Source organism: Jatrophihabitans endophyticus (assembly GCF_900129455.1).
Taxonomy (GTDB): Bacteria; Actinomycetota; Actinomycetes; order Mycobacteriales; family Jatrophihabitantaceae; genus Jatrophihabitans; species Jatrophihabitans endophyticus.
This window is the reverse complement of record NZ_FQVU01000009.1, coordinates 1-14,601: the sequence shown is the minus strand read 5'-3', so window position 1 is coordinate 14,601 and position 14,601 is coordinate 1. Positions and strand designations below refer to the sequence as shown.

Sequence of the window (14,601 nt, the reverse complement as noted above, 5' to 3'; positions counted from 1 at the left end):
GCGGATCCGTTCAGGCGGCACCGGGCACGGCGTAGACGACGACGTTGTCCTCGTAGTTGCCGCTGCGCGGGTCGAACGGACCGCCACAGGTGACGAGCACTAGCTGCGCGGGGCCGTCCGTCGCGAAGGCGGCGGCGGGGATGCCGCGGGTCTTGGCGTAGGTGCGCACGGCGACCACCCGGAACCGCCGGGCGCCGTCCCGGCCGGTGACGACCACCCGGTCGTCGGGACGGGCGCGGGGCAGCGCCGCGAGCGCGCCGGTCTCGCCGCCGTAGTCGACGTGGCCGACGATCACCGCGCTGCCGCGGGCGGCACCCGGCGCGGCCCCGGCCGTCCACCACCCGACGACCCGCGGGTTACCGGGGACCTGCATCACCGAGCCCCGCAGTCCGACGCCGACGATCCGCGCGTCCACCCCTAGCCGCGGCAACCGCAGCCGGGCGTCGGCCGCCGGCGCCGGGACCCGCCGGACCGCAGGAGCGTGGGCCGCCGTCCGACCGGGACGGGGCAGGGCGCCGACGTCGCGGGCGGCCACCGCCCCGCGTCCCGTGACGACCTCCCGGCCGACCCCCGCGAGGGCCAGGCCGGCCGCCAGGACGACGGCGGCGAGCCCCGCCGCGACGCACCCGGTGGCGGCCCGGGCCTGGCTCACGGGCGGCGGCGGGCCGCGACGAGGACGACGCCGCCCGCCGCGAGCGCGGCACCGCCGCAGGCCAGGGCCACGAGCAGGGCCTCCCCCGTGCCGTCGGTGGTGCTCGTCGGCGCGGGGACGGCGCGGCCGGCCGGGACCGCGACGCGTCGCCCGCTCCCGCCGGCGGTCGAGCTGGGCACCGGTGAGGGCGCCGTCGTCGGGCGGGCGGCCACCACCGGCCGCCGGGGCACGCTCGAGGCGGGCACGACCAGCGTCGCGCGGGCGGGTGTCGAGCTCGGCGCCGGTGCCGCGGCGGCCGGGCCGGCCAGGACGAGCAGCCCCGCCGCGGTGGCGAGAGCGGCGGCGGCGACCCCGGCGACGGACGGGACGGTGGCGGACGGGACGGTGACGCACGGGACGGTGACGGACGTGCGGGGCATGGTTCCTCCGGTGCTGGTGGCGGCCGGCCGGGGCGTCCGCTCGTCCCTTGCACGCGGCCGGGGCACGTCCTGTTGCACGACGCCCGCAGGTTCACGACGCCGGCAGGTTCACGACGCCGGCAGGTTCCGGCAGGACGGTCAGCGGCCGGCGGTGGCGGACGGCTCCGTGCCGGGCACGCCGAGCGTCGTGGTGCGGGTGGCGTGTCGGGGCAGCGGGCGGCCGAGGGTCGACGTCACCGGTCGGGGCCGGGTCGGCGTCGCCGCGCTCGTGCGCGGTCGCGGCACGGCCGACGTCGCGGGCCCCGGCGTGATGACCGGGGTCGGCGTCGGCCGGGTCGTCGGCGGCCGGGTCGTCGGCGGCCGGACGGTCGAGGCGTGCGTGCCGCCGCCCGGCGGCACCGGTCGCGGTGCCGCGTCGTCGCCGCCGGCCGCGAGCGCGACCGTCACCGCGACCGCCGCGACGCAGGCCGCCGCGGCGAGCGGCGCGGCCACGGGTACGGCGCGCCGGACCCGCTGCCGTCGCCCGGGTCGACCGGCGGCGCGGCGCCGCAGCGCCGGCCCGGTGAGGACCGGTTCGACCCGCCCGGCGCGGTCGTCGAGGAGGTCGCGCAGCCGGCGTTCGAGATCGTCGTCGGTCATCGGTCGTCCTCCGGGGCGGGGGCCGCGAGCGCGGCGCGCAGGGTGGCGAGCCCGCGGCTGACGTGCCCGCGCACGGTCGCGGGCTTGCAGCCGAGCACCGCGCCGATCTCGGCGTCGGCCAGCCCCTCCCAGTACCGCAGCACGACGGCGGCGCGCTGCTGGCCGGGCAACCGCGCCAGCCGGGCCCACAGCTGCGGGTCGGGCCCCTCGTCGCGCTCGGCGTCGGCGACCTGTTCGAGCACGGCGTCGGGGACGACGCGGACGGCGCGGGTGCTCCAGCGACGCCGCCACGACAGGAACTCGTTGGTGACGCAGCGCCGGACATAGGGGTGGGGGTCGGCGAGCCGCCCCCACCGCGGGTAGAGCTTCACCAGCACGTCCTGCACGAGATCCTCGCCGACGGCCGGCGAGCCGGCGAGCAACGTCGCGTAGCGCACCAGCGCCGTCCGGTGGGCGAGGACGTAGGCGTCGAAGGACGCCGCGGCGTCCCCCGCGCGGTCGTCCCCCGCGCGGTCGTCGCCCGCGGGCCGGGCCGGCACGGCGTCGGGCACCGGGTCGGCCCCCCGCTCGACGCACAGTTCCCGGATCACGTGCTCTCCACGCGCGCGACCCCGGATCTGTTGCAGCACTCAGCGCTCGAAGTAGTACCGGCTCACCAGGTCGGCGATGCAGGCCGGCTTGTCGCTGCCCTCGACCTCGATGGTCGCGCGCGTCACGAGCTGCACGGCGTCCTCGGCGATCCGCTCGCACGCCACGATGGTCATCCGGCTGCGCACCCGCGCGCCGACCCGGACCGGGGCGGGGAAGCGCACCCTGTCCAGCCCGTAGTTCACGCCCATGCGGACGTTCTCGACCGTGCGCAGCCGGCTGTTGAAGTAGGGCACCAGCGACAGCGTCAGGAAGCCGTGCGCGACCGTCGCGCCGAACGGCCCGTTCTTGGCGCGCTCGGCGTCGACGTGGATCCACTGGTGGTCGAGGGTGTCGTCGGCGAAGCCGTCGATCCGGGACTGCTCGATCGTCAGCCAGTCGGTCGGGCCGACCTCGACCCCGACGCCGGCCTCGATGTCCTCGATCGAGGAGTAGGTCACGGGTGCGCTCATGGGCACACCGTAGGCCCGCCGGGCCCACGGTCGGCACGCGCGCTCAGTGCGGCAGCTTGCTGACGACGGCGCAGGGCCCGGCGAGGTCGGCACATAGCACCGGCCACCGCACCTCGGCCCGGAACTTGCGGGCCACGGTGGTGTCGATGCCGTAGTACTTCAGGAACGCCATGGCCGAGACGACGTACGGGCCGTTCGGCGACCGCGTCGCTGGGCGCACGAACACACCGTGCCCCAGTCGCGGCTCGCACGGCCGCAGCCCGAGCACCAGGTCGTCGCGATCGAAGAGCAGCTCGACCGCCTGCGGCTCGTGGAGCGCGGCGTACGCCGCGGCGTTCAACGTGATGGTGCCGCGCTTCTGGATCGTCACCTGCGGGTCGCGTCCCAGCGCGACCAGCGTCTTGGTGAACGTCTCGAACCCTGACACGACGGGCCCCCGCATCGTCGTCCACACCCATGGGTGTGAGCGGTGCATCGTGGCGCGTGTTGCGCGGCGGTGCACCCTTACCTGTCGTTCGCGACGCCCCGCGCGACCGGTTCCGCCGACTCGCCGATCGGGCACGTCATGACGTCCAACGACCGGATCGCGCGCCGATGACGCAGACCCCGCCCCGACGGCGCGCGGTGACCGCGTCCGGCGGGTCGCGCTCACGGGGAGCCGACGCGGCCGGCCGCCGCGAGATGACGGCCGTAGACCCATCCCAGGAACCGGGCGACGGCCTCGGCGGCCAGGTTCGCGCGGGTGGAGCCGAAGAAGTCGAACGCGTGCTGGGCGCCGGGCAGTTCGGCGTACGCGACCGGCTGCCGCGACACCGCACGCAGCCGCTGCGCGAACAGCCGGCCCTGCTCGACCGGGATCACCGAGTCGTTCGTGCCGTGCGAGAGCAGGAACGGCGGCGCCCCGGCGTGGACGCGGTAGAGCGGTGACGCCCGGCGGAAGGTCTCGGGCTCGGCCCGCGGGCTCGCCTTCACCACGTGCCGGCCCACGAAGCCGGGCAGCCCCCGGTGCCCGACGTCCTCGGCGTCCACCCAGTCGTAGGCGCCGTAGAAGGGCACCGCCGCGGCCACCGAGGTGTCGACGTCCTCGAAACCGGGCTGCCAGGCCCGCTCGTGCGGGGTGAGCGCGGCGAGCGAGCTGAGGTGCCCGCCCGCCGAACCGCCGGTGATCGCGACGAAGCCGGGGTCCCCGCCGTACTCGCGGATCGTGCGCTTCACCCACGCGAGGGCGCGTTTGACGTCGACGATCTGGTCCGGCCAGGTCGCCCGCGGGCTGAGCCGGTAGTTGACGGCGACGCACACCCAGCCGCGTTCGGCGAGATGGCTCATCAGCGGGTAGGCCTGCGCCTGCTTGTTGCCGGTGACCCACGCGCCGCCGGGCACCTGGACGAGGACGGGCGCGTTCGCGTCCGCGGGCAGGTCGTCGCGGGCCCACACGTCCAGCAGGTTCGCGTGCCCCGCCGGGCCGTACGCGATGTCGGCGTGGTGCGCGAAGCGCCGGCGGATGCGGGTCATGCGCACGAGGCCGGGGGCGTGGGCATCCGCGGCGGCGGGGCCGGGGTGTTCCGGCTGCACGACGGCGTCGCGGTACCCCGCGCCGAGGGCGGCGGCGAGGGCGCGCTCGTACACGTCCGCCGCGCGCCGGGCGCTGCGGTGAGTCGCGAGCAGCTCGCCGGCCGTCACCGCGGACAGCCCGAGCCCCACCGCGCCCCGCAGGCCACGGTTGCCGCCCGCGGCGAAGGCCGCGACGTTCGCGGCGGCGTGCACCCCCAGCGTCTGCAGCGGCAGCTCGGACGTCGCCCAGCCGGCGAGGAAGGCCGGTATCGAGGCCCGGTGGCGGCGATCGAGGGGACGCCGCGCGTTGACGGCGTTGAGCGCGGCCGCGGCGTTCAGGCCGAGGACGAGGTCGGCGGCACGCACCCCGTCAACCTACGGCCGGGCCACCGCACGGAACAGTGCCTCCTGCGCGACGCTCGCCACCAGCGTGCCCGCCGGGTCGAACAACGACCCGGTGTACCAGCCCCGGCCGTGGCCGGTGATGCGCGGGACGTAGTCGGTGAGCACCCAGTCGTTCATGTCGACGCCGGTATGGAACCAGACCGCGTGGTCCACGCTCGCACCCGGCGCGAGCGTCCGGTCCGGCGAGGGCAGGACGCCGGTCGAGATGTCGGAGAGGTAGGTGAGCGCGCAGGCGTGCAGCAGCGGGTCCGGCGGCAGCGGCTGGGTCACCCGGGCCCAGAACCGGGTCGGGTACGCGGGCCGATCGCCGAAGGGGGCCGCGGGCAGCCGGCCCGTCGTGGACACGAGGCGGTAGAGCCCGGTCTCGGGAAGCCGCTCCGGCCGCTCGACCGTCGGCATGCGCTCCACCTGGTCGACGGGCTGCCCGTCGGGCACCTGGAACGACGCCGACATCGTGAACACGACCTCGCCGTTCTGCACCGCCGCCACCCGGCGGGCCGAGAACGAGCCACCGTCGCGGTCCCGTTCGACCTTGTAGACGGTGGGGACGCGGGCGTCGCCCCGGCGCAGGAAGTAGCCGTGCAGCGAGTGGGGGACGCGTTCCCGGTCGACGGTCGCCCCGGCCGCCCGCAGCGCCTGCGCGGCGACCTGCCCGCCGTACAGCGACGCCGGCGCGCCGATCCGCTCGTCCCACTGCTCGACGAACACGCAGTCGGCGCGGAACAGGTCGGCGTCGACCCGCTCGAGATCGAGCAGCGAGAGCAGGTCGACGTCGCCGTCGTCGAACCGGCGGGTCACGGAACCGGGATCGGAGGTCACGGGTCGAGTCATACCGGGTGCACGTTGTCGGGGGCCGGTGGCAGGGTCGGCACTGTGACCGACGACAGCCGCGCCGCCGGCGACGCGACCGAGACCTACGGCGACGACAACGGCGACGACGACGACGCCAAGGTCGACCTGTCCCGCTACCTGCAGCTCGCCCGCGAGGCGCTGCTGTGGAAGCTCGACGGTCTCGACGAGTACGGCATCCGTCGGCCGATGACGCCCACGGGCACCAACCTGCTCGGCCTGGTGAAGCACACCGCGAGCGTCGAGGCGGGGTACCTCGGCGACGTGTTCGGCCGGCCGTTCGGCGAGCCGCTGCCGTGGCTGGGGCCGGCCGCCGAGCCGAACGCCGACATGTGGGCCACGCCCGACGAGTCCCGCGAGCAGGTCATCGGTCTCTACCACCGGGTGTGGGCGCATTCGGACGCCACGATCGCGGCGCTCCCCCTCGCCGCGGTCGGCGAGGTGCCGTGGTGGCCGGCGCCGCGGCGGCGGGTGACGCTGCACCGCATCCTGGTGCACATCATCGCCGAGACCAACCGGCACGCCGGTCACGCCGACATCGTGCGCGAGGCGGTGGACGGCGCCGTCGGGCTGCGGGCCGACAACGACAACATGGGCGTCACCGATCCGACCGAGCTCGCCCGCCACCGGGAGCGGCTCGAGGACGCCGCGCAGCGCTTCCGGGGCTGAGCGCTCAGCGCAGGCCGGCGAACAGATCGTCCTCGGGGACGGCGGCGCCGGTGGCGTCCCGGACCCGCACGAAGGTCTCGGTGCCCATCAGCTCGGTGAACAGCTCGCGGCCCATGCGCAGGAAGACGATGTTCTCCTCCTGGCTGGCGTGCGCGGCGAGCGCGTCGAACTTCTGCGCGCCGAACGATCGCGTGTCGACCCAGGTGGTGACCTCGGCGTCGGGCAGGCCGATCTGCACCGGGTCGCTGCCGGTGTCGTCCTCGGGCTCGTCCCACTCGACACCGAGCTCGCGGGCGACGCGGCCGAACTCGGCCAGCTGCGAGTGGGGGACGGTGGTCCAGTAGACCTTGGCGGGCCGGTCGGGCCCGTCGAGCAGCTCGAGCGCGGCCATGGTGATGCGGTGCGCCTGGATGTGGTCGGGGTGGCCGTAGAAGCCGAAGGCGTCGTAGGTGACGACGACGTCGGGCCGGTGGTGGCGCATGAGCTCGGCGAGCCGCCCCGCGGCCTGCTCGACCGGCGTCGTCCAGAACGAGCCGGGCGCGTCGTTCGCGGCCCAGCCCATCATCCCGGAGTCGGCGTAGCCGAGCAGTTCGACCTCGCCGATGCCGAGCAGCGCGGCGCTGCGCTCGAGCTCAGCGGCGCGCATGCGCACGACCGCCGCCGGGTCGTGCCCGGGCGCGCCGGGCTTCACCCCACCGGGGCCGTCGCCGCAGCCGCCGTCGGTGCAGGTGACGAGGACGGTGTGCACGCCCTCAGCCGCGTACCGGGCAAGCACGCCGCCGGTGCCGGTGGCCTCGTCGTCGGGGTGCGCGTGCACCGCCATGAGTGTCAGTCGGCGTCCGGGCATGCGTTCACGCTACGGGCGGGGTCCGACGCCGGCGGCGCCGCGCCGGGACACAGCCGGCACCGTTGTGCGGTGTGTCACAGTGGTCCCCCGCCGCGCGAGGACCCCGCCGAGAGGACCGCCGATGACCGTCACCGCTCCCGCGACCGTCGCCCCGCCGGCCGAGCTCCTCACCGACCGCGTCGCCCACTGGGCCGCCCGCACCCCCGACGCCGAGGCCGTCGCCTACCTGGGCCGGACGTGGACGTGGCGGCAGTGGCACGAGCGGATCCGCCGGCTCGCCGGCGCCCTGGCCGCGTTCGGCGTCGGCCGCGGCGGTGTCGTCGCCTTCCTCGACCGCAACCACGTCGCCGGCGTCGAGCTCTCGCTGGCGGCGGCCTCGCTCGGCGCGGCCAACGCGATCGTCAACTTCCGCCTCGCCGGCGCCGAGGTCGACCACGCCGTCAACGACTCCGGCGCCACGGTGCTGGTCGTCGGCACCGAGCTCGTGCCGCTCGTCGAGTCGATCCGCGACCGGCTGCCCGCCGTCGAGCACGTCGTCGCGGTGTCCCCCGACGGCGCCGACGGCGACGCCTACGAGGCGCTGCTGGCGGCGGCCGAGCCGCGCGAGCCGTCGGCCGAGGTCGAGCCCGACGACGTCGCGCTGATCATGTACTCGTCGGGGACGACCGGGCTGCCCAAGGGCGTGATGCTCACGCACCGCAACCTGGTCGCGCACACCGTCGCCGCCCACGACGGGTGGGAGTTCGAGCCGGGCGACAAGAACCTCGTGGCGATGCCGCTGTTCCACGTCGGCGGGTCGTCCTACGTCCTGTTCGGGATCCACGACGGCGTGCCGAGCGTGCTGACGCGCGACCCCGACGCCCCGTCGCTCGCCGCCGCGATCCTGGCCGGCGCCAACCGGGTGTTCCTCGTGCCGGCGGTGCTCGCCCAGGTGCTGCAGTCGGGCGACGAGGCGATCGCGGTGTTCGGGCGCCTCAAGACCTTCACCTACGGCGCGTCCCCCATGCCGCTGCCGCTGCTGCGCACCGCGATCGAGGTGTGGCCCGACACCGAGTTCATCCAGGTCTACGGGCTGACCGAGGTGTGCGGGGTCGCGACCCACCTGCTGCCGGCCGAGCACCGCGACCCCGACCACCCCGAACGGCTGGTCTCCGCCGGCCGGCCGCTGCCGGGGGTCGAGCTGCGGGTCGTCGACCCGGTCACGCTCGACGACGTGGCCCCCGGCGGGCACGGCGAGCTGTGGCTGCGCACCGCGCAGGTGATGAGGGGCTACCGCGGCCGTCCGGACGACACGGCCGAGGCGGTCACCGCCGACGGCTGGTTCCGCACCGGAGATCTCGGCCGGGTCGACGCCGACGGCTACGTCTACGTCGAGGACCGCCTCAAGGACATGATCATCTCGGGCGGGGAGAACGTCTACTCCCCCGAGGTCGAGCGCGTGCTCGCCGAGCACCCCGCGGTGCTGGAGGTCGCCGTCATCGGCGTCCCGGACGAGCGGTGGGGCGAGGTCGTCAAGGCCGTCGTCGGCCTGCGCCCCGGGGCCACCGCGACCGAGGACGAGCTGATCGCGCACTGCCGCGCGTCGCTGGCCCGGTTCAAGTGCCCCCGCTCGGTCGACCTCCTCGACGCGCTGCCGCGCAACCCGACCGGCAAGATCCTCAAGCGCGATCTCCGCACGCCCTACTGGGACGGCCGCGACCGGCGGACGGTCTGAGGCTCAGGGCAGCTCGACCGTCTGCGCGCGGTGGAGCTCGCGCAACGCGGCGTCGACGAGCGGCGCGAGGTCGCGCGGCGCGGGCAGCAGCGTCGCGACGAGCAGCAGGCCGTGCTCGGCCACCGCCGCGGGGGCGACGCGCGGGGTGCCGCCCGACTGCCCGTCGTCGCCCGGGTGGACCCCCAGCGCGCCGACGAGCGCCAGCACGGCGACGTCGCGCTCGTAACCGGGGTACCAGACCGCGGCGCGTTCGCAGGCCGCCAGCACCTGCTCCGCGTCGTCGGAGTCGAGGCCGTCGGGGTGGGTGCGTTCGAGCAGGGCCTGCGTCATCGTGCCGAGCAGGACGGCCAGCACCTCCGGTTCGACCCGCCGCAGCTCGGTGGCGACGTCCGTGAAGCCGGCGAGGTCGTCGGCGAGCGCGGCTCGCACCGCGGTGTCGACCGCGCGGGCCAGCGCCCGGGCCGGCCCGGACCACGCGTCGTACGCCATGCCTGCATCCTGCAACGCGGGGATGACAGGATCCTCGCGACCCACCCGACGAGGGGAACGCCGATGCGCCGCTGCCGTGCCGCCACGTCGCTGACGGTCCTCGCCGCGACCGCCCTGCTCGGCGCCTGCAGCAGCGGGCACCCGCCGTCACCCCCGTCGACCGCACCGGTGCCGAGCACGACCGTCCCGACCACCACCGCACCGACCACCACCGCAGCCACCCGGGCTGCACCCACCCGCGCCACCGCGGCCCGCGTGCCGCGACCGTCGGCCAGGGCGCGGGCGGCCGGGTTGCGCGATGTGCGCAGCATCGTCCCGGACGCCGTGATCGACCTGCGTTACGCGACCCGGCACAACTTCACCCACGTGCGGCTGTACCCGCCCGACGCCCGCTGCCTGGTGCACCGGTCCCTGGCCGCGGGTCTCGCGCGGGCCGCCCACCGCCTCCGGCGCGCCGGGCTCGTGCTCGTGTTCTGGGACTGCTACCGCCCGCACGCGGTGCAGGTGCGGATGTTCGAGGTGGTCGCCGACCCGGAGTGGGTCGCCCGTCCCACCCGGTACGCGCGCAGTCACGAGGCGGGCCGGTCGGTCGACGTCACGCTCGCCCGGGCGCGGCCGGGTGGTCGCTGCGCGACACCGCTGATCAGCGGTCACTGCCGGCTCGACATGGGCACCGGTTTCGACGACTTCACGCCGCGCGCCCACGCGTACGCCCACAGGGGGGTCGGCGCCGCAGCCGAGCGACATCGCGCGATTCTGCGCAAAGCCATGCGCACGGGCGGCATCAGTGGGTATCGCGGCGAGTGGTGGCACTTCGACGGACCGGGCGCGGCGGTGAACCGCCCGCTGCTCGACGCGCCGGTGCGGTGAGCGCGGCCACCGTGCCGGGAGGATGACGCCCGTGACTGTCGCCGAGTCCCTCGCCGAGGTCGTCCGCCGCGAGCAGCAGCTGCTCGATCCGGCGCGGCGCGCGTCACCGGACCGGGTGCGCGAGCTGCTGCACCCCGACTTCGTGGAGTACGGCGCCTCCGGACGCGTCTGGGACCGCGCCGCGATCGTCACCGCCCTGAGTGCGGCGCCGGACGCCTCGGGCGAGGCCACCGGGTTCCGGCCGGTGCTGCTGGGCGACGGCGTCGTGCTGCTGACCTACCGGGTGCTCGGCGCCACCGGTTCGCTGCGCAGCTCGATCTGGGTGGACGACCCGCCGCGCGGCTGGCGGCTCCGCTTCCACCAGGGCACCCGGACGTGACTCAGGTCTGCGCGTCGATCTTGAGCATGCCGTCCTCCCGCACGAAGCGGAACGTCGTCTGCTGCGAGACGACCCGGCCGTCGGAGTAGTGGTAGACGAGCATCGCCGAGGCCGAGCGGGGCGCGTCGCCCTGCACGTTGCGGACGTCGACCCGCTCGACGCTGCCCCAGTAGTCGTCGTACGTCGCACGGCCGTTCGCCCGCCCCTGTTGGAACGAGCGGCTCAGCCGCGCCCACCCCGCGTCGAGGTCACCGGGCACGAGACGGAAGTACGACACCACCGCGGCGGCGAGCTGCCCATCGCTCGGTGTCGACGTGCGGCGCGGTCGGGTCGTGCGCGTCGCGGCCGGCGAGGTGGCCGATCGCGACGACGATGTCGTCGTCGGCGTCGGCGTCGGCGAGGTCGAGCCGGTGGGCTGGGCGGTGCTCGGGGCCGATCGCGTGCTGGCCGACGGGACGGCCGGGGCGGCCGCGTCGTCGCCACCGTCCGAGCCGCCGCGCAGCAGCGCGACGGCGAGCACGAGCCCGAGGGCCACCACCAGGACCGCCGCGGCGAGCGGCAGCGCCAGCCGGCGCCGGCTCCGCCGCGGCTCGGTCGGCCTGGCCGCGGGGCGCGGCGCGGGCGCCGAGGGCGGCGTGGGCGACGGGGTCGGCGACGGGGCGGGCCCCGGTGCGGGCGTCCGCTCGGTCGGCGCCGTGCTCGACGGGGGCGACACGGGCACGGCCGGCGGGCGGCGCAGCACCCGGGTGGGCGACTCGGCCGGCGCGGCACCGTCGTCGTCGGCGAGCGGGTGCAGGTCGGGCAGCCGGGCGGCGATCTGGACCATCGTGGGTCTGTCGGCCGGGGACGGCGCCATCATGGCCTCGATCACCGGGGCGAGCTCGCCGGCCCGCCGCAGTGGGGCGGGCCGGCCCGAGGCGACCCGGTGCAGCGTCGCCATCGGGTTGGCGTCGGTGCCGAACGGCGCCGCCCCCTCGACGGCGAGGAACAGCGTCGACCCCAGCGAGTAGACGTCCGCGGCGGCGTCGGACGCCTCGCCGCGCGCGACCTCGGGGGCGAGGAACGCCGGAGTGCCGCTGAGCATGCCGGTGGAGGTGACGGTGACGTCGTCGAGCGCGTGCGAGACCCCGAAGTCGGTGATCTTGGCGGTGCCGTCCTCGGCGATGAGCACGTTCGCGGGCTTGACGTCGCGGTGGACGATGCCGACCCGGTGGGCCGCGGCCAGCGCGGCCGCGAGCTGCGTACCGATGCGGGCCACCTCGTGCGGGGGCAGCGGGCCGTCCTCGGTGACCACCGTGGCCAGGCTGCGGGACGGGACGTACTGCATGATCAGGCACGGACCGTCGGTGTCGTCCACGACGTCCCAGACCTGGACGGCGTGCGGGTGGTGCAGCCGGGCGGTGATGCGCCCCTCGCGCATGGCCCGCGCCACGGCCTCCTCGCGCTGCGCGGCGCTCAGCCCCGGCTGCAGGTGCAGCCGCTTGACCGCCACCGGCCGGCGCAGCGTCTCGTCGTAGCCGAGCCACACGGTGCCCATGCCGCCCACCGCGAGCTGCCGGTCGAGCCGGTAGCGGCCGCTGACGCGGTACCCGGCGTCGGCCACGGTGCCCCCCTCGCCTCGAAAAATCCCGGACCGACACTACCGAGGACCGGCGGAACCGGCGCGGCGCACACAGCTTGTCGTGGGGTCGCACACCGGGTTTCCGCACGGCCGTATCCGGATAGGCTGCTGCCGACGGCGCGAGGACGACAGGGCGGGCGCCGCGGGCGGCACGGGAGCGCGGAACCATGAGTTGGCTCGTCTGGTTGATCGTCATCGTGGCGGTGGTCGTCGTGCTGACGATCGGGTTCATCGCGTTGCAGGCGCGCCGGCGTCGTGGCGGCGTCATCGTCGACCCCACCCGCTCCCGGGGCCCGGGCGGTCGCGGATGAGCCGCCTGATGCGCACCTCGGAGATCACCAAGCTGCCCGTGGTCACGCTGGACGGCGAGGACGTCGCCCAGGTCAAGGACATCGTGTTCGCCGCCGGCGGTGGCGAGGTCGGTGGCTTCACGCTCGCCGGCCGCGGGTTGTTCGCCGGGCCGCTCAAGCAGTCGCTGCTGTGGAGCTCGGTGCTCGCGCTCGGCGCCGACGCGCTGATGATCGTCGACGAGTCGGCCCTGGGCGACAAGCAGGCCGTGCTCGACGCGTCCGCGGCCAGCGGCGGCTCCGGCGGCGACGTGCTGAAGTCCCGCGTCCTCACCGACGCCGGGACCGAGCTCGGCGAGGTCGTCGACGTGGTCGTCGAGGTCGGCGGCGGCGGCCGGGCCCAGTGCGACGTCGTGGGGTACGAGGTCGAGGCCACCGAGGCCCTCGGCACGCGCGGCACCAAGGTGCTGATCCCCCTCCCCGACACCATCGCCGCCTCCGGCGAGCACCTGATCGTCCCGGCGAGTGCGAAGGACTTCGTGGGCAGCGACCTCGCCGGGTTCGGCGCGGCGGTCGACGACTTCCGCAGCCAGCTGCGAGGGGGACGCTGATGCTGTTCTCCGACGTGCACGGCCGCAAGGTCGTCAGCACCGCGACGGCCGAGACGGTGGGCAAGGTCGACGAGTTCGTCGTCGATCCCCGGGCCCGTGCCGTCGTCGCGTTCCGGCTGAAGAAGACCGACGACGGCGACACGCTCGCGTGGCCCGCCCTGACCGCCGTCGGGGCCGACGCCGTCACCGTCGCCGACGCGGGGGCGGTCACCGAGGCGCAGGGCCGCGTCGCCGAGCTCGTGGGCAAGGACCACCGGGCGGTGGGCAAGCGCGTGCTGACCGCGCAGGGCGACGAGCTCGGCAAGGTGGCCGACGTCGACTTCGACCCCGCGGACGGCACGCTGCTGACGCTGCGCGTCGGCGAGCGCGAGATCCCCGGCGCCGACCTCGTCGGAATCGGGTCGTACGCGGTGGTCGTCCGGGTCGACTGACCGGTTCGCCGGCCGGTCCGCGGGCCCGGTTCCCCGGCCCGGTGACGTGGGCAGGATGACGGCATGACGACCACGCTCGAGACCACGCAACGGGACCAGCTCCGAGCCGGGCAGGGCTTCTTCGCCGCGCTCGACCAGAGCGGCGGCAGCACCCCCAAGGCGCTCGGCGAGTACGGGATCGACGAGGACCGCTGGTCGTCCGAGGCCGAGATGTTCGACCTCGTGCACCAGATGCGCACCCGGGTCGTCACGAGCCCCGCCTTCGACGGCTCCCGGGTCATCGCCGCGATCCTGTTCGAGCAGACCATGGACCGCGAGGTCGACGGCGTCCCCACCGGCACCTACCTGTGGGAGACCAAGCACGTCGTCCCCCTGCTCAAGGTCGACAAAGGCCTGGCCGACGAGGCCGACGGCGTGCAGCTGATGAAGCCGATCGACACGCTGGACGAGCTGATCGAGCGGGCGGTGCGAGCCGGCATGCTCGGCACCAAGATGCGTTCGGTGATCAAGGACGCGAACGAGTCGGGCATCGCCGCGATCGTCGACCAGCAGTTCGAGTACGCCCGCCGGATCGCCGCGGGTGGACTGGTCCCCATCCTGGAGCCCGAGGTGAGCATCGACAGCCCGCACAAGGCCGAGGCCGAGGACCTGCTGCACGATCGCATCGCCGAGCGGCTGGCCGAGCTGCCGCAGGACACCACGATCATGCTCAAGCTGACGATCCCCTCGCAGCCGGGCCGGTACGCCGATCTCGCCGACGACCCGCGGGTGCTGCAGGTGGTCGCGCTGTCCGGCGGCTACGACCGCGACGAGGCCTGCGCACGGCTGGCGAAGGAGCCGGCCATGATCGCCAGCTTCTCCCGGGCGCTGCTCGCCGGCCTCACCGACCAGCAGAGCGACGAGGAGTTCACCGCACAGCTGGAGCGCTCCGTCGAGCAGATCTACCGCGCCTCGGTCGACAAGCAGGCCTAGTTGTCGTGACCTGACAGGTTGTGTCAGGCGGCGAGCCGGCTGATGGGTGGTCGGCCGCCGAGGGCGGAGTGGCCGCGTCGAGTGTTGTAGTGGGTC

The 14,601-nt window shown here is 75.3% G+C and carries 19 protein-coding genes; 8 read left to right on the top strand and 11 right to left on the bottom strand.

Translation table 11 applies throughout. The features are described from left to right. Window positions 1–10: 10 nt before the first annotated feature. The 8 genes from BUE29_RS22675 to BUE29_RS20990 form a co-directional block, all read right to left on the bottom strand. Entirely contained in the window at window positions 11–652 is a 642-nt protein-coding gene (locus BUE29_RS22675) for a class F sortase (protein ID WP_073392478.1), read from the bottom strand. After that, window positions 649–1,071: a hypothetical protein gene (locus tag BUE29_RS22670; protein WP_073392477.1), complete on the bottom strand. Its 423-nt coding sequence runs from the start codon at window positions 1,069–1,071 to the stop codon at window positions 649–651. The genes BUE29_RS22675 and BUE29_RS22670 overlap by 4 nt, the downstream gene beginning before the upstream one ends. Before the next feature lie 138 nt (window positions 1,072–1,209). After that, window positions 1,210–1,710, bottom strand: a complete 501-nt coding sequence (locus BUE29_RS21015; RefSeq protein WP_073392474.1) for a hypothetical protein — start codon at window positions 1,708–1,710, stop codon at window positions 1,210–1,212. After that, window positions 1,707–2,300, bottom strand: a complete 594-nt coding sequence (locus BUE29_RS21010; RefSeq protein WP_200800364.1) for a SigE family RNA polymerase sigma factor — start codon at window positions 2,298–2,300, stop codon at window positions 1,707–1,709. Before BUE29_RS21010 ends, BUE29_RS21015 begins: the two co-directional genes overlap by 4 nt. A gap of 39 nt (window positions 2,301–2,339) precedes the next feature. Continuing rightward, the gene (locus BUE29_RS21005; protein WP_073392472.1) at window positions 2,340–2,810 is read right to left on the bottom strand and encodes a MaoC family dehydratase; all 471 of its coding nucleotides are present in this window, start codon (window positions 2,808–2,810) and stop codon (window positions 2,340–2,342) included. Window positions 2,811–2,853: 43 nt separating this feature from the next. Then, the gene (locus tag BUE29_RS21000) at window positions 2,854–3,237 is read right to left on the bottom strand and encodes a hypothetical protein (protein ID WP_073392469.1); all 384 of its coding nucleotides are present in this window, start codon (window positions 3,235–3,237) and stop codon (window positions 2,854–2,856) included. Window positions 3,238–3,458: 221 nt separating this feature from the next. After that, on the bottom strand, window positions 3,459–4,727 hold the full coding sequence (locus tag BUE29_RS20995) for an alpha/beta hydrolase (RefSeq protein WP_073392468.1): 1,269 nt from the start codon (window positions 4,725–4,727) through the stop codon (window positions 3,459–3,461). Window positions 4,728–4,736: 9 nt separating this feature from the next. Continuing rightward, window positions 4,737–5,585 carry an acyl-CoA thioesterase gene (locus BUE29_RS20990; RefSeq protein WP_234971542.1) on the bottom strand — a complete coding sequence of 283 codons (849 nt, stop codon included), beginning with the start codon at window positions 5,583–5,585 and terminating at the stop codon, window positions 4,737–4,739. A 138-nt stretch (window positions 5,586–5,723) separates the two neighbouring features. Between BUE29_RS20990 and BUE29_RS20985 the strand changes: the two genes are divergently transcribed. After that, window positions 5,724–6,284: a DinB family protein gene (locus BUE29_RS20985; protein ID WP_073392518.1), complete on the top strand. Its 561-nt coding sequence runs from the start codon at window positions 5,724–5,726 to the stop codon at window positions 6,282–6,284. 4 nt (window positions 6,285–6,288) lie between these two features. Here BUE29_RS20985 and BUE29_RS20980 read toward each other — a convergent pair whose 3' ends face one another. Next, window positions 6,289–7,131, bottom strand: coding sequence for a PIG-L family deacetylase (locus tag BUE29_RS20980; protein ID WP_073392464.1), 843 nt, complete (start codon window positions 7,129–7,131; stop codon window positions 6,289–6,291). 121 nt (window positions 7,132–7,252) lie between these two features. Between BUE29_RS20980 and BUE29_RS20975 the strand changes: the two genes are divergently transcribed. Next, on the top strand, window positions 7,253–8,845 hold the full coding sequence (locus BUE29_RS20975) for a long-chain-fatty-acid--CoA ligase (RefSeq protein ID WP_073392448.1): 1,593 nt from the start codon (window positions 7,253–7,255) through the stop codon (window positions 8,843–8,845). A gap of 3 nt (window positions 8,846–8,848) precedes the next feature. On the opposite strand, the gene BUE29_RS20970 is transcribed toward BUE29_RS20975, so the two are convergent. Then, complete coding sequence (locus BUE29_RS20970) at window positions 8,849–9,334, bottom strand: hypothetical protein (protein ID WP_073392445.1); 486 nt, start codon at window positions 9,332–9,334, stop codon at window positions 8,849–8,851. Window positions 9,335–9,397: 63 nt separating this feature from the next. On the opposite strand from BUE29_RS20970, the gene BUE29_RS20965 reads away from it, so the two are divergent. Further along, the gene (locus tag BUE29_RS20965) at window positions 9,398–10,204 is read left to right on the top strand and encodes a M15 family metallopeptidase (RefSeq protein ID WP_073392443.1); all 807 of its coding nucleotides are present in this window, start codon (window positions 9,398–9,400) and stop codon (window positions 10,202–10,204) included. A 31-nt stretch (window positions 10,205–10,235) separates the two neighbouring features. After that, window positions 10,236–10,583 carry a nuclear transport factor 2 family protein gene (locus BUE29_RS20960; protein WP_159440922.1) on the top strand — a complete coding sequence of 116 codons (348 nt, stop codon included), beginning with the start codon at window positions 10,236–10,238 and terminating at the stop codon, window positions 10,581–10,583. Between the two features lies 1 nt (window position 10,584). On the opposite strand, the gene BUE29_RS20955 is transcribed toward BUE29_RS20960, so the two are convergent. Beyond that, the gene (locus BUE29_RS20955) at window positions 10,585–12,186 is read right to left on the bottom strand and encodes a serine/threonine-protein kinase (protein ID WP_073392439.1); all 1,602 of its coding nucleotides are present in this window, start codon (window positions 12,184–12,186) and stop codon (window positions 10,585–10,587) included. Between the two features lie 185 nt (window positions 12,187–12,371). On the opposite strand from BUE29_RS20955, the gene BUE29_RS22935 reads away from it, so the two are divergent. The 4 genes from BUE29_RS22935 (at window position 12,372) to BUE29_RS20940 (ending at window position 14,505) form a co-directional block, all read left to right on the top strand. Then, on the top strand, window positions 12,372–12,515 hold the full coding sequence (locus BUE29_RS22935; RefSeq protein ID WP_200800363.1) for a hypothetical protein: 144 nt from the start codon (window positions 12,372–12,374) through the stop codon (window positions 12,513–12,515). Continuing rightward, window positions 12,512–13,102 (top strand): PRC-barrel domain-containing protein, encoded by a 591-nt coding sequence (locus BUE29_RS20950; RefSeq protein ID WP_073392437.1) that lies wholly within the window; start codon window positions 12,512–12,514, stop codon window positions 13,100–13,102. Before BUE29_RS22935 ends, BUE29_RS20950 begins: the two co-directional genes overlap by 4 nt. Further along, window positions 13,102–13,533 carry a PRC-barrel domain-containing protein gene (locus tag BUE29_RS20945; protein WP_073392435.1) on the top strand — a complete coding sequence of 144 codons (432 nt, stop codon included), beginning with the start codon at window positions 13,102–13,104 and terminating at the stop codon, window positions 13,531–13,533. Before BUE29_RS20950 ends, BUE29_RS20945 begins: the two co-directional genes overlap by 1 nt. Before the next feature lie 63 nt (window positions 13,534–13,596). After that, window positions 13,597–14,505, top strand: coding sequence for a fructose bisphosphate aldolase (locus BUE29_RS20940; RefSeq protein WP_073392433.1), 909 nt, complete (start codon window positions 13,597–13,599; stop codon window positions 14,503–14,505). Window positions 14,506–14,601: the final 96 nt, after the last annotated feature.

Bases quoted from the DNA above. Each gene is read 5' to 3' on its own strand.
- BUE29_RS20940 (WP_073392433.1), top strand. From the start codon at position 13,597: ATGACGACCACGCTCGAGACCACGCAACGGGACCAGCTCCGAGCCGGG.
- BUE29_RS20965 (WP_073392443.1), top strand. From the start codon at position 9,398: ATGCGCCGCTGCCGTGCCGCCACGTCGCTGACGGTCCTCGCCGCGACC.
- BUE29_RS20975 (WP_073392448.1), top strand. From the start codon at position 7,253: ATGACCGTCACCGCTCCCGCGACCGTCGCCCCGCCGGCCGAGCTCCTC.
- BUE29_RS22935 (WP_200800363.1), top strand. From the start codon at position 12,372: ATGAGTTGGCTCGTCTGGTTGATCGTCATCGTGGCGGTGGTCGTCGTG.
- BUE29_RS22670 (WP_073392477.1), bottom strand. From the start codon at position 1,071: ATGCCCCGCACGTCCGTCACCGTCCCGTGCGTCACCGTCCCGTCCGCC.
- BUE29_RS20970 (WP_073392445.1), bottom strand. From the start codon at position 9,334: ATGGCGTACGACGCGTGGTCCGGGCCGGCCCGGGCGCTGGCCCGCGCG.
- BUE29_RS20945 (WP_073392435.1), top strand. From the start codon at position 13,102: ATGCTGTTCTCCGACGTGCACGGCCGCAAGGTCGTCAGCACCGCGACG.
- BUE29_RS21015 (WP_073392474.1), bottom strand. From the start codon at position 1,710: ATGACCGACGACGATCTCGAACGCCGGCTGCGCGACCTCCTCGACGAC.
- BUE29_RS21005 (WP_073392472.1), bottom strand. From the start codon at position 2,810: ATGAGCGCACCCGTGACCTACTCCTCGATCGAGGACATCGAGGCCGGC.
- BUE29_RS20980 (WP_073392464.1), bottom strand. From the start codon at position 7,131: ATGCCCGGACGCCGACTGACACTCATGGCGGTGCACGCGCACCCCGAC.
- BUE29_RS20950 (WP_073392437.1), top strand. From the start codon at position 12,512: ATGAGCCGCCTGATGCGCACCTCGGAGATCACCAAGCTGCCCGTGGTC.